The organism is Falsibacillus pallidus (genome assembly GCF_050990905.1).
GTDB classification, from domain to species: Bacteria; Bacillota; Bacilli; order Bacillales; family DSM-25281; genus Falsibacillus; species Falsibacillus pallidus_A.
This window is the reverse complement of record NZ_CP158866.1, coordinates 2,635,467-2,658,588: the sequence shown is the minus strand read 5'-3', so window position 1 is coordinate 2,658,588 and position 23,122 is coordinate 2,635,467. Positions and strand designations below refer to the sequence as shown.

Here is a 23,122-nt window from a genome sequence, read left to right as displayed (position 1 = left end):
TAGATTTAGGGAATAAACTATTTAAGGTGATATGTCAAGTTCGCTTGGTTAAAAAAAATCGACAAATAATGGAGTTTTCGAAATTTTGGAAACTTCTCTTGAGAAGAAGGATTCTCCGGAGGGATGTAGAATAGTTAGGTTACAAGCAGAAAAAGCAGCTATATTTGTGGATGCTGATGCGTGTCCGGTGAAGTCAGAAATTGTCGAAATCGCAAACGAATTTCGTTTTATGACGTATTTCGTTGCTTCGATCGCACACAAGATGAACGAACCGGTCTGGGGAGAATGGTTTTATGTGGATTCTGATAAAGAGTCTGCCGACTTATTCATTCTAAATCATGCGAGGCTTAATAATGTGGTCGTCACTCAGGATATCGGTTTGGCAAGCATGCTCCTCCCGAAAGGGGTTTATGTCCTATCTCCAAGAGGAAAAGAATTCAAGGAGGATTCCATCGAAACAGCCTTGAATTACCGTTTCGCTGCTGCCAAAGCACGAAGGCAGGGGAAATACGGGAAAGGACCAAAACCTTTTCGCGATGAAGACAGGTCAAGATTCAAAGAGAGTCTTACCAAGATTTTGTCGGATCTGGCAGGAGATTCAGATTTATTATCGAAAGAATAAAAACAGATGGTGATGTTTTCGTGGCAGGAAGAATTCCTGAAGAAACAATAAATCAAATAAAGCAATCTGTTGATATTGTTGATGTCATTAGTGAATATGTCCAATTGAAAAAACAGGGAAGGAACTATTTCGGGTTATGCCCGTTTCATGGAGAGAACTCCCCTTCCTTTTCCGTGTCGCCCGAAAAGCAAATCTTTCATTGCTTTGGCTGCGGGGCAGGAGGAAATGCCTTTTCATTTCTGATGGATATAGAAGGTGTTTCCTTCCAGGAAGCGATTGGAATGGCAGCTGAAAAAGGCAATATTCCTATTGAAATCAATTTTGAGGCAAATAAAGAACAGCGCAGGCTGCCCCCTGATCAGCAGCAGATGATAGAAGCTCATGAGCTTTTAAGGAAATTTTACCATCATTTGCTCCTAAACACAAAAGAGGGTCAGGAAGCTTTGGAATACTTGCTGAATAGAGGTTTTACAAGAGAAAGTATTGAAAAGTATCAAATCGGCTGGTCTTTGCCTAACTGGGATTTTTCAGTCAAGTTCCTTCAAAAAAGGGGGTACTCGCTGCCTTTGATGGAGAAGGCCGGGCTGATTATAAAAAGGGAATCCAGCGATGAGTATTTTGACCGGTTCAGAAACAGGATCATGTTTCCTTTATGGGATCATAAAGGGAATACAATTGCATTTTCCGGTCGAGGGTTTGGTCAGGATGAACCGAAATACCTCAATAGCCCAGAAACGGTACTATTCAATAAAAGCAAGACGCTCTATAATTTTCATCATGCGCGGGCACCAATCAGGAAATTGCAAAAAGCGGTGCTGTTTGAAGGATTTGCAGATGTCATTGCATCTGACCGTGCAGGCGTCGCCAATGGAATCGCAACAATGGGCACGTCCCTCACGGATGAGCATATACGGATATTAAAGAGAATCACTGATTCTGTGACTGTATGCTACGATTCAGATTCTGCAGGAATAGAGGCTGCATTCAGGGCATCGAACCTTCTTGCGAATAATGGTTTCAACATTGAAGTCGCCCAAATGCCTGACAGGATGGACCCCGATGACTACATCAAAAAATATGGCGGAGAAAAGTTCCGCAATGATGTATTAGGGAATTGTATGACATTTATGTCGTTCAAAATGTTTTATTACAGGATTGGGAAAAATCTCTCAAATGAAGGAGAACGGCTTCAATACATCGAATTGTTACTAAATGAAATTTCTGCTTTAGATAAGGCAGTGGAGAGGGATCATTATCTGCGTCAGCTGGCGGACGAATTTTCTTTATCGCTCGAAGCTCTGAAACAGCAGCAGCAGCAGATATTCTTCTCAAAAAAGAAAAATGAAAAAAATAATGGACCGCAGGCAATGGTTAAAAGACCAGCTGTCGTACCAAACAGCAATAAATTAATGCCTGCCCATCTGTCGGCAGAGAAAAGGCTTATCGCTCACATGCTGAAAGATGCAGATACTGCCTTTAAGGTAAAGGATATGCTGGGCAATACCCCCCTGAATATTGATGAACATCAAGCAATCATTACTTATTTATTAGGATATTATGAGCAGGGAAACCAGCCTGATTCCAGCCTTTTCATCTCTTATTTGCCTGATGAGAAGCTCAGGAGGATAATCACCGAAATTGAAATGATGTCCATCAATCCTGAAATAAGCGTCCAAGAGCTTGAAGATTATATTAACCAAGTGTTTAAACATCAAAAGATGTTAAAAATAAAAGAAAAGATCAATGAAGAAAAAGAAGCGGAACGCCAAAAAGACTATAAACGGGCAGCAGCAATCGCAATGGAGATCATCCAGCTCAGAAAGTCTTTATAAATCGCTTCTCTGTTTGGAAAAGTTGGAAGGAGGGGAACATATGGCTGAAAAATCAGCTCGTTCCAAAGAAGTAGACACTGAACTAACTTTAGACCAAGTGAAAGAAAAACTTGTCGAGTTTGGGAAAAAACGTGGTTTTTTAACATATGATGAAATAGCAGAAAAGATGGCTAATTTCGAAGTGGATTCAGATCAAATGGATGAATTCTACGAAAACCTGGGAGATCAAGGTATTGAACTCCAGGGTGAAAACGGCGATGACGATGAGGATATTCCTATCGGCAAAAATTCCGATGATGAAGAAGAGTTTGACCTGAATGATTTAAGTGTACCTCCAGGTGTCAAAATCAACGACCCAGTGAGAATGTACTTGAAAGAAATCGGACGCGTTGATCTTTTATCCGCTGAAGAGGAAATTTCTTTGGCGAAACGAATCGAAGATGGCGACGAAGAAGCGAAAAGAAGATTGGCAGAAGCCAACTTGCGTCTAGTAGTCAGCATAGCGAAACGTTATGTAGGGCGTGGAATGCTCTTCCTTGATTTGATTCAGGAAGGCAATATGGGTCTTATCAAGGCTGTAGAAAAGTTTGATTACCGTAAAGGGTATAAATTCAGTACCTATGCAACTTGGTGGATCCGCCAGGCTATTACGAGAGCCATCGCTGACCAGGCAAGGACGATCCGTATCCCTGTTCATATGGTCGAAACAATCAATAAATTGATTCGCGTTCAGCGTCAGCTGCTTCAAGATCTGGGTAGGGAACCGTCTCCAGAAGAAATTGGAGAAGAGATGGACCTTACACCTGAAAAAGTAAGAGAGATCTTAAAAATTGCACAAGAACCGGTTTCCTTAGAAACACCAATTGGTGAAGAGGACGATTCACATCTGGGCGATTTTATTGAAGACCAGGATGCAACCTCGCCTTCTGAACATGCTGCATATGAATTGCTGAAAGAACAGCTTGAAGATGTCCTCGATACACTGACTGACCGTGAAGAGAATGTCTTGAGACTCCGCTTTGGCCTTGATGATGGACGCACAAGAACACTTGAAGAAGTTGGTAAAGTATTCGGGGTTACGCGCGAACGTATCCGACAAATCGAAGCCAAAGCTCTTCGTAAACTGCGTCATCCAAGCAGAAGCAAACGTTTAAAAGACTTTTTAGAATAGAATTTTCATTTCAGCCCCTATTTTATAGGGGGTTTTTCTTTTTAAAAAAGGATTTTTATTTATTAATGGCGAATGTCTATTCAGGATGTGTTGCATATGGATTTAAAACGAAAAGAAATCATCATAAATGAAATTGATTTTTGGAAAAAGAATAACATGCTTCCCGAACACTATTGTGATTTTTTGCTTGCACTCTATTCAGAAGGGAAGCATTCTGCGAATGAAGAAAGATCGCATCGTGCATTTAAGAAGTCTGCATGGAAGAAGGCAGTTTTTTACTTGTGCCTGCTGATCATATTAGCCGCTTCTGTATTTGTCATTTATTTTACTGAATTGTCAATCCTTTTGCAAACAGCGATTTTGACATTTTTTGTCGTTTTGCTTTTTGTCAGTGGAATTTATTATATTGATAAAGGTAAATGGAGAATGCTGATATTTGCTGCAGCAGCTGTTGAAATCTTATTGGCTACTGTGGATATTGTTACCGGAGTGTTTCACAATGACCCGTATTGGCTCTATTCTACACTGTTTTTAAACTGTTTAGGCTGGATCCTTGCAGGGAAGAAACTCCGAAATATTTCGTTTCTCGTTTCTGGTATTTTAGGTGTAATCATTTTAATAATCTCTATTTTTGTATAATTTCTGTATTTTTAAAAGTTTTTAAAAGTTGAGAATATTCTCGTTAACCCTTTATAATGTAAGTGTAAGCGTATCCATGGTGTTTGCATACAGAGGGGGATGAACATGAATTTTGATTTGACAGCTGAACAAAAAATGATTCAAAAAACTATAAGGGATTTTGCGGATGAGGTTGTCGCTCCATCAGCATTGGATCGGGATCGTACAAAGCAGTTTCCAAAAGAAATATTCCAACAACTAGGGGATATGGGAATGCTCGGCCTGCCATTTCCTGAAGAATATGGCGGAGCAGGGGCAGATACTGTCAGCTTTGCAATCGTTACGGAAGAATTGAGCCGTGCATGCGGTTCTACAGGAATCACCTATTCTGCTCATATATCGCTCGGCGGGGCCCCTATTAATCTTTTTGGGACTCATGAGCAAAAAGAAAAGTATCTGACTCCGATTTGTACAGGGGAATCGCTCGGTGCCTTTGGCCTTACCGAACCTAACGCCGGCTCTGATGCAGGGGGAACCATGACGACTGCCGTCGAGGACGGAGGAGACTATGTCATCAACGGGAACAAATGCTTCATTACAAATGCCAGCTATGCGAAGCATCTTGCGTTGACAGCCATTACTGGGAAAACGGAAGGGAAAAAGGAAATAACTGCGCTGATTGTCCCAACAGATGCAGAAGGATTCTCGGTCATTGATAATTATGAGAAACTCGGACTCCACTCATCCAATACGACTGAATTGGTACTGGATAATGTCCGTGTCCCAAAAGGAAATATCCTTGGAAAGAAGGGGTATGGCTTTCAGCAATTCCTGATTACACTTGATGGCGGAAGGATAGGCATCGGGGCAATGGGAGTGGGCATCGCTCAAGCAGCGTATGACAAAGCTCTTCAATATGCAAAGGAAAGAAAGCAATTTGGGCGGTCTTTGACAGATTTTCAAGCAATTCAATTTAAACTTGCTGATATGGCCATGAAAATCGAATTGGCACGGAATATGGTATATAAAGCCGCATGGCTGAAAGACCAGGGAAGGCCATTTTCAAAAGAGGCATCCATGTGTAAATTATATGCTTCAGAAGTTTGCATGGAAATTGCCAGCCAAGCTGTGCAAATTCACGGCGGCTACGGGTATATGAAAGAATACCATGTCGAGCGTTACTTAAGGGACGCAAAGCTCCTTGAGATTGGAGAAGGCACGTCAGAAGTACAAAGAATGGTCATTGCGAGATCCATCGGCTGCTGATAGACAAGTAAAACTTCATCAGTACTGATGGAGTTTTTTGTCTAAAATAAGAAAATTGATGAAACTTGCATGATAGGGCTTTCCCTTCCAAATATTTTAAAGTAAAATAATAGGTGTTTGTACACAATAGTAGTAGCGGTATTCGCAAGGTTCATACATAAGGGAGGTTGAATCATGAATCGTAATCCAGTAATTCCATTCGTACTTATCATGGTATTCGGAATTGGTCTTATCTTTTTCCTATCAGTAAAAGGTCTTGGCGACAGCGACGAAATGGCCAAAGATAAAAAAGGCGGAGAAAAGACTGAACAGGCAAGCTCTGGAGAATTTGATCCAAAAGCATATTTCCAAAAAACATGTGCTTCTTGTCATGGCCAAAACTATGAAGGCGGTTTCGGACCTAGCTTAAAAGGCGTAGGGGAAAAGAAATCCAAAGCTGAAATTAAAAAAATCATCACTCAAGGTCAAGGACAAATGCCTCCTGGCCTAGTTCAACCAGAAAATGCCGACCAAATGGCAGCGTGGGTAAGCAAAATCAAATAATTCAATTGAAAGAAGCTGTTTCGAGGCCACTATTGACTGGTTTTCGAGACAGCCTTTTTCTTTGTCCATTTTCCACTCTGAAAGAGAGCGTCCTGCCGCGGAAAGCTCAAAGGTAAAGCTGTCAGAAACTTTTTTTCTTATAAGAATAACGGTACAATACTAATAGATTTAATAAATACATAAATGTGGTGAAAAAATGAATAGTGAAAAATTATCTCTGCGTCTTGAAAGAGTCGCATCTTATATACCAAATGGTGCAGTCATTGCCGATATCGGTTCAGATCATGCTTACCTGCCTTGCTATTGCATCCTTAACGGAATCGCTTCTACTGCCATCGCGGGAGAAGTAGTGGACGGGCCATTTCAGTCTGCGAAAAAGCAAGTAAAACAAACCGGCTTGGAAGACAAAATCTCTGTCCGTAAAGGGAATGGACTGGAAGTCATTGAACCAGGAGAAGTGGACTGCATTACGATTGCCGGAATGGGGGGGCCACTGATTGCTTCCATATTGGAAGAAGGCAAAGGCAAGCTTGCTGATGTCAAAAGGCTTATCCTCCAGCCCAATATCGGGGCTAATTCCATTAGGGAATGGCTTATTAAGAATGGGTGGGAATTGATTGAGGAAGAAATCCTTGAAGAAGACGGAAAAGTTTATGAAATATTGGCTGCTGAACAAGGAGAAACCCATAGGCCATATCAGAATGTGGAAAGGGAATTGTTAATGGGACCTTTCTTAATAAAGGAACAAAATGCAGCATTCAAAAAAAAATGGCAGGCAGAGATTACGCAGTGGAAAAATATCCTTAAACAGTTGGAAGGCGCGGGGGAAAATGAGAAGACTTCTGAGAGGAAGCAGGAAATAACAAGGAAGATACAATTGGTGGAGGAGGTATTGGGTTGATGGGAAAACAAGTGAACGGACATGAAGTCATCCAGCTTTTTGAAAGTTTTTCTCCTAAAAAGTATGCAATGGAAGATGATCCAATCGGACTTCAAGTAGGGCAATTGAACAAACCCGTAAAGAAAGTACTGGTTGCACTTGATGTGTTGGAAGAAGTAGTGGATGAAGCCATTGAAATGAGAGCTGATTTAATCATTGCCCACCATCCGCCTATTTTCAGGCCATTAAAAAAACTAGCGTTAGATTCAGCTTCTGGCAGAATCATTGAAAAATTAATTAAACACGATATTGCAGTCTATGCTGCACATACCAACCTGGATGTGGCTAAAGGCGGAGTCAATGATTTACTTGCAGATGCACTGGGATTGAAAGATACAAAAGTAATGGTGCCAACTTTTGAAGAAAAGCTAAAAAAACTGGCTGTTTTTGTTCCGGAGTCGCATGAATCGGAGGTAAGGGAAGCTCTTGCTAATGCAGGAGCTGGGGCTATTGGGGCTTATAGCCGCTGCAGCTTCAGTTCAAATGGCACCGGCAGATTCCTGCCAGGCGAGGGCACCGACCCTTATATAGGAGCTAAAGGGAAGCTTGAAGAAGTGAAAGAGTGCAGGATTGAAACGATCTTCCCGGAGAACATCGAACGTAAGGTCATTTCTGCCATGATGAAAGCACATCCATACGAGGAGCCTGCTTATGATATCTTCCCATTGGATAACCAGGGGGAAATGCTCGGGTTGGGAAGAGTCGGCAGTCTGGATAAAGAGTTGAGTTTAAAAGAATTCGCTCTTCATGTTAAGGAGGTCTTCGATCTAGAGGGGCTGCGTGTTGCAGGTGATCTTTCATCTCCTATAAAAAAAGTGGCTGTACTGGGCGGGGATGGGAATAAATATTTTTCCCAAGCGAAATTCAATGGGGCCGATGTGTATGTAACGGGGGATTTCTATTATCATACGGCCCATGATGCCATGATGATGGGGCTTAATATTGTGGACCCTGGACATAATGTGGAAAAAGTAATGAAAGCAGGAGTTGCAAAACGCATGGAGGCCCTATCTAAAGAGCTGGGATGGGAAATTGAATTTACTGCATCTGAACTTAATACAGATCCTTTCCAATTTCTATAAGAAGGAAAAAAGTAATGCCGGTCTGAACACGACCGGCATTACTTTATAGTTGTCTAGGAAATAATAAAATATTACCTTGTGGATAGTTCATACAAGGTAGTCGACGTCCAGCTCCAGCGCCTAGCCCCTCGAGTCATAAGCCGCACCTCTACGGAAATCAGGATTTCCTTCGAGTTCCGTCTTATGCTGGTCGGGGCTGATCGAGGCACTTGCGCTTTTGATTTTAATTATGATGAAGTGGGTAATTTAGCTTTCTTCACTTTTGGCAAGATTTTATCGAGCGGCACTTTATGCTCTTTATTCCATGTCGATTCATCGTTCGGATCATAGGCATCCAGGAAGTTGATGACTTCTTTTACAACCGGGGTTGGTGTTGAAGCCCCTGCAGTGACGGCTACTTTCGATACACCCTTTAACCATTCCAGATCGATCTCCGAAACATCAGAAATCCTGTAGGCTTTAGTCCCTGCAATTTCTTCTGACACTTGCGCTAATCGGTTGGAGTTGTTGCTCTTTGGGTCTCCGACAACAATCAGAAGATCTGCTTCTCCTGCCTGCTCTGCTACTGCTTCCTGCCTTACTTGTGTTGCCAGGCAGATTTCCTTATGTTTTTCAGCATGAGGATATTTCTTCTGCACGACTTCCATGATATCACCGACATCCCACTGACTCATGGTAGTCTGGTTGGTGACGATGATTTTATCATTTTCTATGTCCAGGTTTTTGACATCTTGAACAGATTCAACTAGATGCACGATATGGGGAGCGACTCCTACTGCGCCTTCTGGTTCAGGATGGCCCTTTTTCCCGATGTAGATAACATCATAGCCTTCTGCTTCTTTTTGAAGGATCAGGTCATGGGTCTTTGTGACATCCGGGCATGTGGCATCAAGGGTGACAAGGCCTTTTTTCTTTGCAATCTCCCGTACTTCCGGAGATACACCGTGTGCAGTGAAAATGACTGTCCCGCCATCTACTTTCTCAATGATTTCTTTTCTGTTTTTGCCATCCAATGTAATGATGCCTTCGTCTTCAAAGGCATTCGTAACATGCTGATTATGAACGATCATACCAAGTATATATATCGGGCGTGGAAGGGATTTATCCAAAGCCGCGTTGCGTGCGATAACCATTGCATCGACAACACCATAGCAATATCCACGAGGAGCTATCTTTATGATATCCATTAATAATCCTCCTAATATCTTAAACAATTCCCCTTTATTATAAAGGACAGAGGTAAAGAATACAAAGACTTGCTCGGGATTATTGCCCATCCAAAAAGGCTGATTCTGCCGTATAATCCTGAGAATCAGCCTATGGTTCAAATATATAGTTTGGGTTTGGAGGATCCTTTTGCGGGCTTTTCTGCACTGTCGCTTTCTGAATTCGAAGGTTCCTTTTTCTTTCTTCTTTTTTCTGAAACCGGCTTATTGGTTTTTTCTTTATCCGTAACTGAGTCTCCTTCAATAACTGAATCTTCTTCCGTACTGTTTGTATTCGATGTATCCTCGCTTTGCTCTTCTGAAAAATCGACGCTCTTCAATCCTCTGTATAATCTCCACATTGCAGGCAGGTTTCTCATCAATGGTCCATATTGTTGAATCATTGGTCCGATCTGTCCGGCGGTCTTCAATAAGGATTGTGTATTCCCAAGGAAAGACTGGATGGTACCTGGATTGGTCAACCCGCTGAGAATTCCCCCTCCTCCTTGACCTGCTCTTTGAAAACCTGTCAAGGCATTTGCGGCTCCAGTTCCTGCTGCTCGATTCCCTGCAGCTGCAGTTCCACCTGATTTTTGAAACAACCTTGATAGAATACCGCCCCCGCCGCTTCTTCCCGGTCCTCTGGCCCGCATGCCATTGTTCTGGAATCCGCCTCCGAATGGCGACATTCCTCTCTGGGGCTGCCCCATCATTCCAGGCTGTCGTCTGAACTGTGATGGACCCATGCCCATTTGAGGAAAGTTCTGTGAGCGCCTGTTCATTGACAAGGGTGGTGTAAATCGTCCTGGCGGCATAGCTTATTCCTCCCTTCATTAGCCCAAAATCTCTCTATACTACAATATGCATTTTTGTGAAATTGGTCTGGTGAAAATGCGGAAATACTTAGTCTTTTTTGCTGAGACCGCAATTTCTTATATTAAGTGGAAGTTTTGGTGAATGTTTATTATAATTACAAGATGGACTTTTATCACGTTTCGACAAAAAAGGAGTGACACAATGGCTATCAATCAATTTGAACATTTTAATTTCAAGCCATTTATTAATACAGCAATACAGGAACTAGGCTTTAAGATGCCGACAGAAATTCAGGAAAAAATGATTCCTGCGATCATTAAGGGAGAGAGTTCAATCGGCCAATCCCAAACCGGGACTGGAAAGACTCACGCTTATCTATTGCCGATTTTGCAGAAAATCGATCCGGAAAAAAATGAAGTACAGGCGGTCATTACTGCTCCAACAAGGGAATTGGCCAATCAAATCTATAAAGAAGTCTTAAAGATCACTAAATTTTCCGAAGAACCAATCAGCGCCAGATGTTTTATTGGAGGAACGGATAAACAAAGAACGATCGATAAACTTAAAAACCAGCCGCATATTGTAGTAGGGACTGCCGGTAGAATCAATGATCTGGTTAAAGAAAATGCGCTATTTGTCCACTCTGCTGAAATGCTTATCGTGGATGAAGCCGATCTTATGCTGGATATGGGATTCATTCATGAGGTTGATCAAGTAGCATCAAGAATGCCGGAAAAATTGCAGATGCTCGTTTTTTCTGCCACCATTCCAGAAAAGCTGAAGCCATTCTTGAAAAAATATCTAGAAAATCCAAGCTATCAGCATGTACAGCCTAAACAGCTTTCTGCAGAAAAAATTCAGCATGTCCTTGTTCCTTTAAAAAGCCGCAAAAAAATCAATCTCCTCCACGATATGCTTATCTCTTACAATCCATATTTAGCAATTGTGTTTACCAATACAAAAGCAAATGCAGATTATGTAGCAGATGCACTGATTGAAAAAGGGCTCAAGGTTGGAAGGATTCATGGAGATCTATCCCCGAGGGACCGGAAGAAGATGATGAAGCAAATCACCAATCTGGAATTCCAATATATCGTCGCTACAGATCTTGCTGCACGCGGGATCGATATCGAAGGCGTCAGCCATGTAGTGAACTTCGAACTGCCAAGCGATCTTGATTTTTATGTTCACCGGGCAGGACGGACTGCACGTGCCGGGTTATCCGGCGTTTCAGCCACCATCTATGCACAAACAGATGAAGATGCATTGAATAAGCTTGAAAAAATGGGTATTGAATTTACTACATTGGATCTTCAAGGAAAAGAATGGGTCGAGATCTCGGATAGAAACAGACGTAAAAAACGCGTGAAGCAAACAGATGATTTTGAGAAAAAAGCAAGAGGAATCGTCAAAAAGCCTTCTAAGGTCAAGCCGGGATATAAGAAAAAAATGCAGCGCCAAATCGAGACAATGAAGAAGAGAGAGCGCCGTTTAAATAAGAAAAAGTAATAGGGAGAGTGTTTTAGGAATGCTTAAAATTGGTTCCCATGTATCCATGAGCGGAAAGAAAATGCTTCTTGCAGCCAGTGAAGAGGCTGTTTCCTACGGAGCGAGTACATTTATGATATATACAGGAGCTCCTCAGAATACAAGAAGGAAAAAAATTGAGGACTTGAATATCGAAGCTGGACTAAAGCATATGAAAGAAAATGGGATAGAAGATATTGTGGTTCATGCCCCATACATCATCAATATTGGAAATACCACCAACCCTGACACGTTTGAGCTTGGCGTCAATTTTTTGCGCTCTGAGATTGAACGGACGAATGCCCTCGGAGCAAAACAAATCGTCCTTCATCCAGGCGCTCACGTAGGTGCTGGAACTGAAGAGGGAATTAAGAGAATCATTGAAGGGCTCAATGAAGTTCTTGTAAAGGAACAAGAGGTCCAGATTGCACTTGAAACCATGGCTGGAAAAGGCTCGGAATGCGGAAGATCATTTGAAGAATTGGCACAGATCATTGATGGAGTGCATATGAACGAGAAGCTTTCTGTCTGTTTCGATACGTGCCACACGCATGATGCAGGCTACGATATCGTCAATGATTTTGATGGAGTATTGAACGAATTTGATAAAGTTGTCGGTTTAGACCGAATTAAAGTGCTTCATGTAAATGACAGCAAGAACCCTACTGGTGCCAGAAAGGATCGACATGCCAATATCGGCTTCGGCCATATCGGTTTTGATGCATTAAATTATATCGTCCATCATCCACAGCTTAAAGATATCCCTAAAATTCTTGAAACACCTTATGTAGGGGAAGATAAGAAAAACAAAAAGCCGCCTTATAAGTTCGAGATTGAAATGCTTAAAAAACAATCATTCGAAAGCGGTTTGCTTGAAAAAATCCTTGCTCAATAATAATATTAAATTAGAAAAAAGCTGGAATCCCAGCTTTTTTTCTATACCGGCATCCAGCTTCAGCGCCTAGCCCCTCGAGGTCATAAGCCGTACCTCTGCGGAAATCAGGATTTCCTTCGAGTTCCGTCTTATGCATGTCGGGGCTGACCAAGGCGATTCCGCTTTTGCTCATGAAGTAAATTGGATAAAAAGCGCATTCAACTCTTTTGCTACGCTTGGTCCTGCAATTTTGGCTACATCCCTCACCAGCTTGGAACGTTGGGCATCATCAAAAATGTTAATGTTTTTCCCTCTGATATGGTTAGCAATTTTCTCAGCTTGATTTTGATTAATCTGGACATTGTACTGTTTTGCATATTTCAGCAGTTCTTCAGGCGTAACAGTATTGATTTTGTGATTCACTACATTTTGCAGTAATTTCATCGCACATCACTCCTCTACAGATACATATGACAGCAGCAAAGAAAATGTGACGAAAAAAACGGGTGTTTTAAACATAGGATAAAAGAAGATAGTATGTTTTTATTAATGGATTGAAAGGAGAAACAATGGAAGAAACTAAGGCGAAAAAGATACATAGGAAAGAAAGTCTTGGCCATTTAATCATTAGGTTCATTTTTATTATCATAGGATCCGGAATGGCTGCAGCGGCAATTGAGCTATTTTTGGTCCCGAACAGGATAATTGACGGTGGGATCATTGGCATATCCTTGATCCTGAGTTTTTTATTTTCAGATGTTCCCATCATTAACTTTGGAACACTAGTGGTTATTCTCAATCTGCCATTTATGTATTCAGGATACAAGCAAATCGGAAAGACGTTTATGATTTCTTCGGTCTTTGCGATCATATCGCTTGCAGTCATCGAAGAAATGCTTCACCATGTAAGTCCGTTTGTCAATGAACCCGTTTTAGCTACCGTCTTTGGCGGTCTTCTACTGGGAGCGGGTGTAGGAATCGTCATCAGAAACGGTGGTTCGATGGACGGAACGGAAATACTAGGCATCATTCTAACAAAGAAATTGCCCTTTTCGGTTGGGGAATTTGTGATGTTCCTAAACGTGTTCATTTTTGCTTGGGCAGCATTTGTATTTGGCATCGAGGAAGCGATGTATTCCGTCATGACTTATTATATTGCCTTTAAAACGATTGACACGGTGATACAGGGACTTGATGAGACGAAGGCAGTCATCATTGTCTCAGACTATTATGAAGAGGTTTCAGAAGCCATTCTTGACCGCTTGGGCCGCGGAACCACAAAGCTAAAAGGGAAAGGCGGCTTCACCGATAATGAAAAAGATGTCATTTATGTGGTGGTCACAAGATTGGAAGTTACCAAACTGAAAGCCGTGGTTGCGGATATTGACAGGGATGCATTCATCACAATCATGAATACGCAAGAAACAAAAGGGGCAAGATTCAAATCCGCTATTCATTAATCTGGATGGACGCTGCACAATAATAATGAGCAGCGTCCATTCCTTTTTGTTTACATTCTCGCTGCTTTCCTGTATACTTCATAAATGGTTTTTAAATCGGAATCATTCTTATTCAAGGATGTGAGTATAATGACAAACAATGTAATTGAAATAAAAGATGTCAGTTTTGGATATGAGCGGGATCTCGTTCTGGAGGATATAAATCTTTCAGTCCCTGAAGGTTCTTTTTTAGGGCTCGTCGGACCGAATGGATCCGGAAAATCCACCTTGTTGAAAATATTGCTTGGCATTTTGAAGCCTCAACATGGTGAGGTGAAGATCTTTGGTGAAAAGCTCTCCAAATTTTCGCAGTGGGAGCGCATCGGATTTGTTTCACAAAAAGCCAATTCCTTCAATTCAGGTTTCCCGGCGACTGTATTTGAAGTGGTTTCGAGTGGACTGACCAAGAAAATCGGATTATTTAAGTTTTTGCGTAAAACGGACCGGACATTAATCGTCAATGCATTGGAAGCAGTGGGGATGCAGGATTATCTTAATAGAAATATCGGAGAGCTGTCAGGCGGCCAGCAGCAGCGCGTTTTTATAGCAAGGGCCATTGTAAGCAGCCCTGATATTCTTATATTGGATGAGCCCACTGTCGGCGTTGATGCAAAGAATGTTCAGTCCTTTTATGAAATGCTTGATCGCCTAAACAGCGATTTAGGCATTACGCTGGTATTGGTCACACATGATATCGGAACGATCAGCAGCAAAGTGACTCATGTTGCATGCCTGAATAAGCACCTGCATTTCCATGGGGATGCAGATGAATTTGAAAGAAGAAGCGGGTCTGATTTATCACAATTTTATGGGCATGATGTTCAAAAGCTTGAACATCAGCATTCCCATTAATCAGAAGGTGAACATATTGTTTAGTGCTATTTTTCATTATGAATTTTTACAGAATGCATTTCTTACAGGGATGATCATTGGTATCATTGCTCCATTGCTTGGTGCATTCATCGTGGTCAGGAGGCTTTCTTTGATTGCTGATGCCCTTAGCCATGTAACACTTGCGGGAATAGCAGCAAGCCTGTTTTTAAGCAAGCAGACAGCGCTTTTCGCAAATGTGAATCCCCTTTATATGGGGATGGTATTTTCTGTAGGGGGATCAGTATTCATTGAACGATTGCGCAGTGTCTATAAACATTACCAGGAACTTGCAATCCCCATCATTCTATCCGGCGGGATCGGAATAGGGGTCATATTTATTTCACTGGCCAACGGGTTCAATACTGATCTTTTCAGCTATTTGTTTGGAAGTGTAAGTGCAGTGAGCAGGAGCGACCTGTGGATCGTCGCAGGCATAAGCATTGCAGTGGCAGCTGCCATCATATTGCTGTACAAGGAATTGTTTCTGCTTTCATTTGATGAAGAGCATGCAAAGGCATCGGGAATCCCTGCGAAGGCTATCCATTTTGTTTTTATTGTCATGGTGGCGCTTGTGATTGCTGTGTCGATGAGAATCGTTGGGATATTGCTTGTTTCTTCTTTGATGACGCTCCCGGTTGCTGCTAGCATCAGGATTGCGAATGGGTTCAAGCAGACGATCTTTTATTCCATCCTATTTGGTGAGATTTCAGTCGTAGGCGGCCTGTTCAGTGCGTTTTATTTAAACCTTGCACCAGGTGGGACGATTGTTGTCATATCCATTATCATTTTATTGATAAGTATCGCTGTCAAAAAGAATCGGAATCTGATCAAGCAGAAATGAGGTGAATGGAAATGAGAGTGCCTGAAGCAATGGAATTATTGAAGGGGAAAGGGTATAAACTGACCGACAAAAGAGAATTCATGCTCACTCTTTTTTCAAAAAAAGATAAATATTTAACGGCAAAAGATGTCTTGGAGCAGATGAAAACAGAATTCCCGGGGTTGAGCTTTGATACCATCTATCGAAACCTTTCACTTTTTGCGGAACTTGGAATACTGGAAGACACTGAGCTCTCTGGTGAAATGCATTTTCGCTTATCATGCGGAGTGAATCATCACCACCATCATTTTATCTGTTTAGACTGCGGAAAGACAAAGGAAATAAAAAGCTGTCCTATGCCTGATGTTCATCCACTTCTGGATGGATTCGAAATTTCAGGACACAAGTTTGAAATTTACGGAAAATGCCCGGATTGCCAAATATAAAAAAACCGCCCCGCTGGCTTGACTCCAGCGGGGCGGTTTTTTTATTTACTGTATCCAATTTTCACGTCAGATTTTAGCCACTCGGAAACCCACGCTCTAGCTTCCTCCCAGTTTTTTACACGGATGACCCCTGAAGGAATGGGATCCTGGTTGTAAGGTGTATCAAATAAAATAACTGGAATCTTTAATTCTTCATGGATTTCAACTGCATTGTCATGTTTGTCTTCAAAGAAAATATCGACATCGTAAAATTTGGCAGTCTTAATTTTATTATGGGAACCGATCAATTCAATATGATGATAATCAAGATCATTATCATGGAACCATGACTTGGTTACATCAAGCAGGTGGGAACCTCTGGCAGAGATGAAATAAAGTTCAAATTCCCTGCTCCAGTTCTTCAATGTTTCTTTAGCCCCGCGAGCCAATGGTGATTCTGCATAAATTGTCGGTTCTGCACGGGAAAACCAATTAGAAAAAGTCTCTGCTGAAACATCAAGGACTTCTGTCAGTTCATATTTTGTGATATCCGATAAAGTCAGCTGCAAATCAAATTGCTCATTGATGTAGGGAATAAGTGTTTCAGGAGAGGTTACCGTACCATCGATATCTATTCCAAAACGTTTTGTCATGTGAAAAACTCCTCATTATTTAATCCTTTTGCTATATAGAAGATAATTGTTTATTATAGCTGGTTTCCAGCTGTTGATTGGAGTGAAAGACGCAGACTCCGGTGGGAAAAGCGGAAAAGGCGAGACCTGTCCAGCTCCGGCAGCTAGAGGCTCGAGGTCATAAGTCAAGCATACCAAAAGGCAAAGAGCGCCTTTCCGGTATGCTCGCCTTATGCAGGTCGCCTCTGAACAAGCTGCCTCCGCTTTTCGTCCCGCAGGAGTGAAACGACGAGGAGGCTCGGCTCCGCCCTCGGAAAGCGAAGTCTGTAACGGAAATCAACAGCGGTATTTAACATAGCTAATCCTTATAAAGTGTATCATATTTTAAATAATAATATAAAAAATTCCCAAAAATACACGGTGTGTTAAACATTTACATACTTAAAACAGTTCTCCATGAACAAAATAAGAAGGCTCCTACAATTGAAAGTGAGGGGATTTGTCATGGAAGAGGAACGACGACATGTAGATAGCATTGACCCCGATTTGAAAGTCGGCGGGGAATATGTTGATAATGAGGACCGAGATTATCGCTCCGACTACCTTAAAGGTGAAGATACAGAAGACATCAAAAGAGATTTTGATGCTGATTATCGCGAGGAAACAGCTGCTGAAATAGCTGCTCCAGTTTCACTGGGCCGCGATTTGGACTATGATGATGACAGGGATGAGTCTTCGGGAGGAAGGGTAATGGCCTATTCCGGTCTTGCCTTGTCGATCATATCTTTATTTGTACTTCCTGTTTTATTGGGAGCGGCAGGTGTGATCCTTGGATTCATAGCCAGAAGGAAAGGTTCAGATGCAATTGGAAGCTGGGCCATCGGTATTGGGGCTGTATCCATTATTATCGGAATGTTCGTTTTGCCATTTTTCTAAGGCAAGGAGCTTTTTCATAATAGGGGCTGTGTAATTGTACACCAAAAAGCGCATGCATTTAATTATGCATGCGCTTTTCTTTGTCCAGCTCCAGCGGCTAGAGGCTGGGAGGTTTCCTTCAGCACACTTACGATAAGTCAACATCGGATCGCTTCGCTCTCCGTGTTTCCTTTATCTCGTGGTGCTTCAATCCAACCTCGGCGCCTCTGGACAGCCGCTTCCGCTTTTCTACTTGTCCAGCTCCAGCGCCTAGCCCCTCGAGTCATAAGCCGAACCTCTACGGAAATCAGGATTTCCTTCGAGTTCCGTCTTATGCTGATCGGGGCTGACCAAGGCGCTTCCGCTTTTCGTTGTCCAGCTCTAGCGCTTTTCTTATGCTTTTTGTTTTTCTTCTTCTTGCTTGCGATAGTATTCTTCTGCAATTTGGTCGATTTCTTTTTTCAGTTCCTCAACCATGGTTTCTTCAGGAACTTTTCTTACGATCTTTCCTTTGCGGAACAGCAGGCCTTCGCCTCTGGCACCGGCGATGCCGATATCCGCTTCACGTGCTTCCCCTGGTCCGTTTACAGCGCATCCAAGAACAGCCACTTTAATTGGGGCTTTGATTTTTTGGATGTATTCTTCCACTTCATTCGCGATGCTGATCAAATCGATTTCGATCCTTCCGCAGGTCGGACAGGAAATCAATGTTGCCGCATTGGAAGCTAAACCGAATGATTTCAAGAGTTCACGTGCCACTTTTACTTCTTCAACAGGGTCTGCACTGAGTGAGATGCGAAGTGTATTCCCGATCCCAAGGCTCAAGATGGCCCCAAGTCCGGCAGCACTCTTAACGGTACCCGCAAAAAGTGTCCCTGATTCTGTAATCCCTAAGTGAAGAGGATAGTCAAATGCCTGCGCCGCTTTCGTGTATGCTTCGATAGCCAAGTTGACATCGGAAGCTTTCATCGAAACGATGATGTCATGGAAATCGAGATCTTCGAGGATCTTGATATGATGCAAGGCACTTTCTACCATTCCATCTGCTGTAGGGTAGCCGTATTTCTCCAGGATTTTCTTTTCAAGGCTTCCTGCATTGACACCGATGCGGATAGGAATACCTTTTTCTTTTGCTGCTTTTACAACAGCCTCGACTTTTTCGCGGCGTCCTATGTTTCCGGGATTGATGCGGATTTTATCTGCGCCGCCTTCGATGGCTTTAAGAGCAAGCTTGTAATCAAAATGAATGTCAACGACAAGCGGGATGTTGATTCGCTTTTTGATTTCGGCGATTGCATCCGCTGCACGTTCATCAGGACAGGCAACACGGACGATTTGGCATCCGGCTTCCTCAAGTCTCTTGATTTCAGCCACTGTTGCTTCAACATCATGTGTTTTCGTTGTCGTCATACTTTGTATAATTAATTCGTTATTTCCGCCAATGGTTAAATTACCGACCTTGACAGGACGCGTTTTTGAACGATGTATTATTTCACCCAAAGGTAATTCGCTCCTTTAATTGATTTCAAATAATCTTGTTTAATCTTTCTCCGAACTTATTGTAACAGTGAGATGCAGTGATTGACAAGAAATTGGATGCGAAAATAGCCTATTGGATGTAATGGTCAAGGATAGACAGGGAAAGAATATACTTTTCCGATTTGAATGGCTTCCGGCTTGATGCCGTTGTTTAATTCAGTGAAGTCTTTGATGAGCTGGTCTATGGAGACTGGAATGGGGCCGTTGTGCAGCTGTTCGACGATTGTAAGGACAGTATCTCCTGCATTCACCCGCACTTCTTTTATAGCCGGTTGATCAGGATCTTTTTTCACAGGAGCTTCCGCCTGTTGAATCGGGCTATTTGCAGAGACGGCAGAAACGGTGGGTAAAGTGCCGATTTTAATATCATAATAAACACTATAGACAAGAATAATGAAAATGAACAATGACAATAATTTCTTCATTTCTATAATCCTCCCATGCTTCACTTGCAATATAGATATGCTTGTCCCCCTTAATAATGACGTGAAGGTGATAATAAATTATGAGCAGATTACAGAAGTTGACGTTTTTTATAGGGCTGCTGCCATTTCTTATGGTATTAGGTAATTCGATGTTGATTCCTATTCTTCCTGCTATTGAACAAGGATTGAATTTAACGAAGGGACAAGGAAGCCTTGTATTGAGCTTGTTCAGTTTCCCAGCGGCCATCATCATTCCTTTCGCAGGTTTTTTATCTGACAGATACGGGAGGGAAAAAATGATTGCCATATCTTTGTGGCTCATCATAACAGGAAGTGTGGTTTGTGCTGCAGCCGGCTATTTTCCTGGATACGGTCTTCAGGTTTTATTGGCTGGACGATTCATACAAGGAGCAGGAGCAGCCGGGACCACTCCATTGGCGATGGCTTTGGCAGGAGATTTATTTACAGGCGGGGAAAGAGCGGAATCGTTAGGGATCCTTGAAGTCTACAATGGGGTTGGAAAAGTCGCAGCTCCCATTATCGGTGCTGCAGCAGCGATGATTTCCTGGGAAGCAGTCTTCTGGGTATTTCCACTAGTTGGAGGGCTCTCCTATTGGGGTATAAGAAAAAACATTAAAACACACGCTGCTGGAAAAGAGCTCGAAAGCATGAAGGAATATGCCGGCAAGCTAAAAAACGTTTTTATCCAGAAAGCGGCAATCCTTATTCCGTTATTTTTATTGGGGGGGATCGGGCTGTTTTTATTATTTGGCCTGCTTTACTTCCTTTCATACCATATTCAGGATACCTACCATATTGACGGGTTCTTTAAAGGGTTTTCATTTATGTTCCCTTTAGGGGCGCTGACATTGACTTCTTATTGGACAGGAAAGGAAATAAAGACCGATCCTGGCAAAAAAAGCTCATTTTTATTGATGGGGACAATCGTTCAGTTTTTCATGTTTGGGTGCATCCTTCTATTTCCTTCGTTTTCAGCCCTGCTATTTTTCCTTACAGTGGCATTTAGCGGGCTTGGCTTCATCCTCCCATCCTTGAATTTAATCATAACCTCCAGCGTGGATGATGGAGAAAGGGGACTGGTAGTCAGCATATATGGAACTGCACGGTTCCTTGGGGTCGCATTAGGACCAATCGTTTATGGTGCCTGGATAACGAGCCAACATAAAATGTTTCTGTACACATTCCTAATTTCTATCTTCTCTATAATACTTTACGCATTTTTCAGGTTCAGGAATTATGGATGGAGGGGATGGAGCAGGATGAGGAAACGATTCATTTGAAAAAACGCCATGCTGATTAATGCATGGCGCCACTTGCTACTTGGTTTTTGGTTTTGGCATTTCCTTGATCACAAGGGTCAGCATAATCATGATCACTGCCCAGTCCAATACGGCCCCAAGAGGGACAGCTGTCTTAAGCAGATCCATCAATGCGAAGAAAATTGTCGGCAGGGTGATGGCATATGCAGTGATCCTATAGCTTTGCCTATAAGGTAATTTCTTGGATTGGATGCCTGCTAGAACTGTACCGATCAGTGCAAAGATGGAAACTTTAATGAATCCGACAGCACTGACAAATAAATAATAAACTAGGAACAAGACCGGCAGAATGATCCAGATGTTGTCTTTAAAACTTTGAAGGAAGCCCGAGATGTCTTTTTTTGTGACATGGAGTCCGTTAAAAGTGGAGTACGGATATTTTTGGACTTTCCCATTTGCCGTAATCACAGCTTCACTTTGTAATAATCCGATTGCGTTTTCTTTTTCTTTCAATTCTTTATCTGTTACAGTGCCAGTTGAATCAAGGACGATGGTCATGCCGTCTTTTTTAACAAATACCGGCTTCGATGAATCGGATTGAAGCTGTCCTCCGTCAATTGTGAAATCTGGCAGATCTTTGGTTAAAGTATTTTGTCCGGCTTCAAGCCCTGCAACAGTCATGGCAGTGAAATGATAAGCAACTGGGATGACTGAAATGAGCATCAGCAAAAATATGTACAGAATCGTTTTCCCAATCCCCTGAAAACGAAACTTAGCAATATCTTTTGGTGAGTATAAGCTTTTTATGAACTGCTTAAAAATATTCAAATATGACACATCCTTTGATAATCTCTATTTTATTTTATTCTCTGGAAGGATTAACTAGCAAGGATTTTCTAAATAGACTCGTTTCCTGTATGATATGGCTATAGTATGAATAGTGAAAGAGGGTTGAAAGCATGGATTGGGTTTATTGGGGCATCGTCATCATTTTGTTCATCATTTCTTTTATCGGGCTGGTTTATCCTGTAATCCCCAGCGTGCTATTTATCTTAGGCGGATATGTTTTATATGGTTTGTTCTTTTCCTTTGAGGATTTTTCATGGCTGTTCTGGACGGTGCAGATTTTATTTGTCATCTTGCTGTTTGGAGCGGATTATCTGGCAAATATGATCGGCATAAAAAAATACGGAGGGACAAAAGCCGGGATTTGGGGCAGTACAATCGGGATGATAGCAGGTCCGTTTGTGATCCCGGTGGCGGGTATCATCATAGGTCCATTTATTGGTGCGGTCCTGGGAGAGTTGATTGTCAATAAGACTTCATTTAAACAATCCTTGAAAATCGGGCTTGGTTCATTGATCGGTTTTATCAGCAGCGTTTTCACGAAAGGGATCATCCAGGTCGTCATGATCATTTATTTTATCTTCCAAGTAAGCTGATGAATAATGGATTCTTATTTTCACAAACTAAATATGACTTCGGCTGTGCATTTTATTTGAACGTTTCATCCAACTTTGGTAATCTTATGATGAAACAGCCGAATGTTTATTCGGAAAAAATACGACTACATAAAGGGAGGAATTATTCATGGCATACGAACTACCAGAATTACCTTATGCTTATGACGCATTAGAGCCTCACATTGACAAAGAAACAATGAACATTCACCACACTAAGCATCACAATACTTATGTAACAAAATTGAATGATGCATTAAATGGACATGATGAGCTATTAAGCAAATCTATCGAGGACCTTGTTTCCAACCTTGATGCAGTTCCTGAAAGCGCACGCACTGCTGTTCGCAACAACGGCGGCGGACATGCAAACCATTCTTTATTCTGGACGATCCTTTCTCCAAATGGCGGAGGAGCTCCAACTGGTGAGATTGCTGAAGCTATCATCAGCAAATTCGGCAGCTACGACAAATTCCAAGAAGAATTTGCAGCTGCAGCAGCTGGCCGTTTTGGTTCTGGCTGGGCTTGGCTTGTTGTGAACAATGGCGAGTTGGAAGTGACAAGCACTCCTAACCAGGACTCTCCATTGATGGAAGGTAAAACTCCAGTATTAGGTTTGGACGTTTGGGAGCATGCATACTACTTGAACTACCAAAACCGTCGTCCTGACTACATTTCAGCATTCTGGAATGTTGTAAATTGGGATGAAGTGAACAAACGTTTCGCAGCAGCGAAATAATTCCTATTAATGAATAATG

Annotated in this window: 25 protein-coding genes; 18 read left to right on the top strand and 7 right to left on the bottom strand. The window is 42.1% G+C overall.

Translation table 11 applies throughout. The annotated features are described in order from the left end of the window. Positions 1-166: 166 nt before the first annotated feature. The 8 genes from ABTV07_RS14050 to ABTV07_RS14015 all read left to right on the top strand — a co-directional run bounded on the left by ABTV07_RS14050 (position 167) and on the right by ABTV07_RS14015 (position 8,074). Complete coding sequence (locus ABTV07_RS14050) at positions 167-622, top strand: YaiI/YqxD family protein (RefSeq protein ID WP_433743203.1); 456 nt, start codon at positions 167-169, stop codon at positions 620-622. A gap of 20 nt (positions 623-642) precedes the next feature. Then, positions 643-2,454 (top strand): DNA primase, encoded by a 1,812-nt coding sequence (gene dnaG, locus ABTV07_RS14045; RefSeq protein ID WP_433743202.1) that lies wholly within the window; start codon positions 643-645, stop codon positions 2,452-2,454. Between the two features lie 40 nt (positions 2,455-2,494). Further along, positions 2,495-3,625 carry an RNA polymerase sigma factor RpoD gene (rpoD, locus tag ABTV07_RS14040; protein WP_433743200.1) on the top strand — a complete coding sequence of 377 codons (1,131 nt, stop codon included), beginning with the start codon at positions 2,495-2,497 and terminating at the stop codon, positions 3,623-3,625. A 96-nt stretch (positions 3,626-3,721) separates the two neighbouring features. After that, on the top strand, positions 3,722-4,264 hold the full coding sequence (locus tag ABTV07_RS14035; protein ID WP_433743198.1) for a hypothetical protein: 543 nt from the start codon (positions 3,722-3,724) through the stop codon (positions 4,262-4,264). Between the two features lie 105 nt (positions 4,265-4,369). Beyond that, positions 4,370-5,509, top strand: a complete 1,140-nt coding sequence (locus tag ABTV07_RS14030; protein WP_433743196.1) for an acyl-CoA dehydrogenase — start codon at positions 4,370-4,372, stop codon at positions 5,507-5,509. 174 nt (positions 5,510-5,683) lie between these two features. After that, positions 5,684-6,052 (top strand): cytochrome c550, encoded by a 369-nt coding sequence (cccA, locus tag ABTV07_RS14025; protein ID WP_433743195.1) that lies wholly within the window; start codon positions 5,684-5,686, stop codon positions 6,050-6,052. 196 nt (positions 6,053-6,248) lie between these two features. Then, positions 6,249-6,953: a tRNA (adenine(22)-N(1))-methyltransferase gene (locus tag ABTV07_RS14020; protein ID WP_433743193.1), complete on the top strand. Its 705-nt coding sequence runs from the start codon at positions 6,249-6,251 to the stop codon at positions 6,951-6,953. Then, on the top strand, positions 6,953-8,074 hold the full coding sequence (locus ABTV07_RS14015; RefSeq protein ID WP_433743191.1) for a Nif3-like dinuclear metal center hexameric protein: 1,122 nt from the start codon (positions 6,953-6,955) through the stop codon (positions 8,072-8,074). The genes ABTV07_RS14020 and ABTV07_RS14015 overlap by 1 nt, the downstream gene beginning before the upstream one ends. Before the next feature lie 227 nt (positions 8,075-8,301). On the opposite strand, the gene ABTV07_RS14010 is transcribed toward ABTV07_RS14015, so the two are convergent. Together ABTV07_RS14010 and vrrA are read right to left on the bottom strand one after the other, a co-directional pair. Continuing rightward, on the bottom strand, positions 8,302-9,261 hold the full coding sequence (locus tag ABTV07_RS14010) for a 4-hydroxy-3-methylbut-2-enyl diphosphate reductase (RefSeq protein WP_433743189.1): 960 nt from the start codon (positions 9,259-9,261) through the stop codon (positions 8,302-8,304). A gap of 137 nt (positions 9,262-9,398) precedes the next feature. Next, positions 9,399-10,094: a VrrA/YqfQ family protein gene (vrrA, locus tag ABTV07_RS14005; protein WP_433743188.1), complete on the bottom strand. Its 696-nt coding sequence runs from the start codon at positions 10,092-10,094 to the stop codon at positions 9,399-9,401. 202 nt (positions 10,095-10,296) lie between these two features. On the opposite strand from vrrA, the gene ABTV07_RS14000 reads away from it, so the two are divergent. Together ABTV07_RS14000 and ABTV07_RS13995 are read left to right on the top strand one after the other, a co-directional pair. Further along, positions 10,297-11,604, top strand: a complete 1,308-nt coding sequence (locus ABTV07_RS14000; protein ID WP_433743187.1) for a DEAD/DEAH box helicase — start codon at positions 10,297-10,299, stop codon at positions 11,602-11,604. Positions 11,605-11,623: 19 nt separating this feature from the next. Continuing rightward, positions 11,624-12,517, top strand: a complete 894-nt coding sequence (locus ABTV07_RS13995) for a deoxyribonuclease IV (RefSeq protein ID WP_433743185.1) — start codon at positions 11,624-11,626, stop codon at positions 12,515-12,517. A 168-nt stretch (positions 12,518-12,685) separates the two neighbouring features. Here the strand turns inward: ABTV07_RS13995 and ABTV07_RS13990 are convergent, their stop codons facing one another. Next, positions 12,686-12,940 carry a DUF2624 domain-containing protein gene (locus ABTV07_RS13990; RefSeq protein WP_114744884.1) on the bottom strand — a complete coding sequence of 85 codons (255 nt, stop codon included), beginning with the start codon at positions 12,938-12,940 and terminating at the stop codon, positions 12,686-12,688. A 125-nt stretch (positions 12,941-13,065) separates the two neighbouring features. On the opposite strand from ABTV07_RS13990, the gene ABTV07_RS13985 reads away from it, so the two are divergent. The 4 genes from ABTV07_RS13985 to ABTV07_RS13970 all read left to right on the top strand — a co-directional run bounded on the left by ABTV07_RS13985 (position 13,066) and on the right by ABTV07_RS13970 (position 16,134). Beyond that, the gene (locus ABTV07_RS13985; RefSeq protein ID WP_433743184.1) at positions 13,066-13,956 is read left to right on the top strand and encodes a YitT family protein; all 891 of its coding nucleotides are present in this window, start codon (positions 13,066-13,068) and stop codon (positions 13,954-13,956) included. A 129-nt stretch (positions 13,957-14,085) separates the two neighbouring features. After that, positions 14,086-14,847 carry a metal ABC transporter ATP-binding protein gene (locus tag ABTV07_RS13980; protein ID WP_433743182.1) on the top strand — a complete coding sequence of 254 codons (762 nt, stop codon included), beginning with the start codon at positions 14,086-14,088 and terminating at the stop codon, positions 14,845-14,847. Between the two features lie 70 nt (positions 14,848-14,917). Then, entirely contained in the window at positions 14,918-15,709 is a 792-nt protein-coding gene (locus ABTV07_RS13975; protein WP_433751259.1) for a metal ABC transporter permease, read from the top strand. Between the two features lie 11 nt (positions 15,710-15,720). Beyond that, positions 15,721-16,134, top strand: coding sequence for a Fur family transcriptional regulator (locus ABTV07_RS13970; RefSeq protein WP_433743181.1), 414 nt, complete (start codon positions 15,721-15,723; stop codon positions 16,132-16,134). A 41-nt stretch (positions 16,135-16,175) separates the two neighbouring features. Here ABTV07_RS13970 and ABTV07_RS13965 read toward each other — a convergent pair whose 3' ends face one another. Further along, positions 16,176-16,766 carry a hypothetical protein gene (locus ABTV07_RS13965; RefSeq protein WP_433743179.1) on the bottom strand — a complete coding sequence of 197 codons (591 nt, stop codon included), beginning with the start codon at positions 16,764-16,766 and terminating at the stop codon, positions 16,176-16,178. Positions 16,767-17,249: 483 nt separating this feature from the next. On the opposite strand from ABTV07_RS13965, the gene ABTV07_RS13960 reads away from it, so the two are divergent. After that, positions 17,250-17,681: a DUF4190 domain-containing protein gene (locus tag ABTV07_RS13960; protein ID WP_433743178.1), complete on the top strand. Its 432-nt coding sequence runs from the start codon at positions 17,250-17,252 to the stop codon at positions 17,679-17,681. Between the two features lie 372 nt (positions 17,682-18,053). Here ABTV07_RS13960 and ispG read toward each other — a convergent pair whose 3' ends face one another. Both ispG and ABTV07_RS13950 read right to left on the bottom strand, forming a co-directional pair. After that, positions 18,054-19,151 (bottom strand): flavodoxin-dependent (E)-4-hydroxy-3-methylbut-2-enyl-diphosphate synthase, encoded by a 1,098-nt coding sequence (gene ispG, locus ABTV07_RS13955; RefSeq protein ID WP_433751257.1) that lies wholly within the window; start codon positions 19,149-19,151, stop codon positions 18,054-18,056. A gap of 134 nt (positions 19,152-19,285) precedes the next feature. Beyond that, positions 19,286-19,624, bottom strand: coding sequence for a hypothetical protein (locus tag ABTV07_RS13950; protein WP_433743176.1), 339 nt, complete (start codon positions 19,622-19,624; stop codon positions 19,286-19,288). An 80-nt stretch (positions 19,625-19,704) separates the two neighbouring features. On the opposite strand from ABTV07_RS13950, the gene ABTV07_RS13945 reads away from it, so the two are divergent. Beyond that, entirely contained in the window at positions 19,705-20,925 is a 1,221-nt protein-coding gene (locus ABTV07_RS13945) for an MFS transporter (RefSeq protein WP_433743174.1), read from the top strand. A gap of 36 nt (positions 20,926-20,961) precedes the next feature. Here ABTV07_RS13945 and ABTV07_RS13940 read toward each other — a convergent pair whose 3' ends face one another. Continuing rightward, on the bottom strand, positions 20,962-21,741 hold the full coding sequence (locus ABTV07_RS13940) for a DUF1189 domain-containing protein (RefSeq protein ID WP_433743172.1): 780 nt from the start codon (positions 21,739-21,741) through the stop codon (positions 20,962-20,964). Positions 21,742-21,863: 122 nt separating this feature from the next. On the opposite strand from ABTV07_RS13940, the gene ABTV07_RS13935 reads away from it, so the two are divergent. Beyond that, entirely contained in the window at positions 21,864-22,346 is a 483-nt protein-coding gene (locus tag ABTV07_RS13935; protein ID WP_433743170.1) for a DUF456 domain-containing protein, read from the top strand. A gap of 148 nt (positions 22,347-22,494) precedes the next feature. Next, complete coding sequence (sodA, locus tag ABTV07_RS13930) at positions 22,495-23,103, top strand: superoxide dismutase SodA (RefSeq protein WP_433743168.1); 609 nt, start codon at positions 22,495-22,497, stop codon at positions 23,101-23,103. The last annotated feature ends 19 nt before the right edge of the window (positions 23,104-23,122 follow it).

Coding starts and splice junctions, on each gene's coding strand:
- ABTV07_RS13965 (WP_433743179.1), bottom strand. CDS start 16,766: ATGACAAAACGTTTTGGAATAGATATCGATGGTACGGTAACCTCTCCT.
- ABTV07_RS13960 (WP_433743178.1), top strand. CDS start 17,250: ATGGAAGAGGAACGACGACATGTAGATAGCATTGACCCCGATTTGAAA.
- ABTV07_RS14020 (WP_433743193.1), top strand. CDS start 6,249: ATGAATAGTGAAAAATTATCTCTGCGTCTTGAAAGAGTCGCATCTTAT.
- vrrA (WP_433743188.1), bottom strand. CDS start 10,094: ATGCCGCCAGGACGATTTACACCACCCTTGTCAATGAACAGGCGCTCA.
- ABTV07_RS13995 (WP_433743185.1), top strand. CDS start 11,624: ATGCTTAAAATTGGTTCCCATGTATCCATGAGCGGAAAGAAAATGCTT.
- ABTV07_RS14035 (WP_433743198.1), top strand. CDS start 3,722: ATGGATTTAAAACGAAAAGAAATCATCATAAATGAAATTGATTTTTGG.
- ABTV07_RS13985 (WP_433743184.1), top strand. CDS start 13,066: ATGGAAGAAACTAAGGCGAAAAAGATACATAGGAAAGAAAGTCTTGGC.
- ABTV07_RS14015 (WP_433743191.1), top strand. CDS start 6,953: ATGGGAAAACAAGTGAACGGACATGAAGTCATCCAGCTTTTTGAAAGT.
- ABTV07_RS14030 (WP_433743196.1), top strand. CDS start 4,370: ATGAATTTTGATTTGACAGCTGAACAAAAAATGATTCAAAAAACTATA.
- ABTV07_RS13945 (WP_433743174.1), top strand. CDS start 19,705: ATGAGCAGATTACAGAAGTTGACGTTTTTTATAGGGCTGCTGCCATTT.
- ABTV07_RS13935 (WP_433743170.1), top strand. CDS start 21,864: ATGGATTGGGTTTATTGGGGCATCGTCATCATTTTGTTCATCATTTCT.
- ABTV07_RS14010 (WP_433743189.1), bottom strand. CDS start 9,261: ATGGATATCATAAAGATAGCTCCTCGTGGATATTGCTATGGTGTTGTC.
- ABTV07_RS13980 (WP_433743182.1), top strand. CDS start 14,086: ATGACAAACAATGTAATTGAAATAAAAGATGTCAGTTTTGGATATGAG.
- rpoD (WP_433743200.1), top strand. CDS start 2,495: ATGGCTGAAAAATCAGCTCGTTCCAAAGAAGTAGACACTGAACTAACT.
- ABTV07_RS13990 (WP_114744884.1), bottom strand. CDS start 12,940: ATGAAATTACTGCAAAATGTAGTGAATCACAAAATCAATACTGTTACG.
- ABTV07_RS13970 (WP_433743181.1), top strand. CDS start 15,721: ATGAGAGTGCCTGAAGCAATGGAATTATTGAAGGGGAAAGGGTATAAA.
- ABTV07_RS14000 (WP_433743187.1), top strand. CDS start 10,297: ATGGCTATCAATCAATTTGAACATTTTAATTTCAAGCCATTTATTAAT.
- cccA (WP_433743195.1), top strand. CDS start 5,684: ATGAATCGTAATCCAGTAATTCCATTCGTACTTATCATGGTATTCGGA.
- ABTV07_RS13950 (WP_433743176.1), bottom strand. CDS start 19,624: ATGAAGAAATTATTGTCATTGTTCATTTTCATTATTCTTGTCTATAGT.
- sodA (WP_433743168.1), top strand. CDS start 22,495: ATGGCATACGAACTACCAGAATTACCTTATGCTTATGACGCATTAGAG.
- ABTV07_RS13975 (WP_433751259.1), top strand. CDS start 14,918: ATGATCATTGGTATCATTGCTCCATTGCTTGGTGCATTCATCGTGGTC.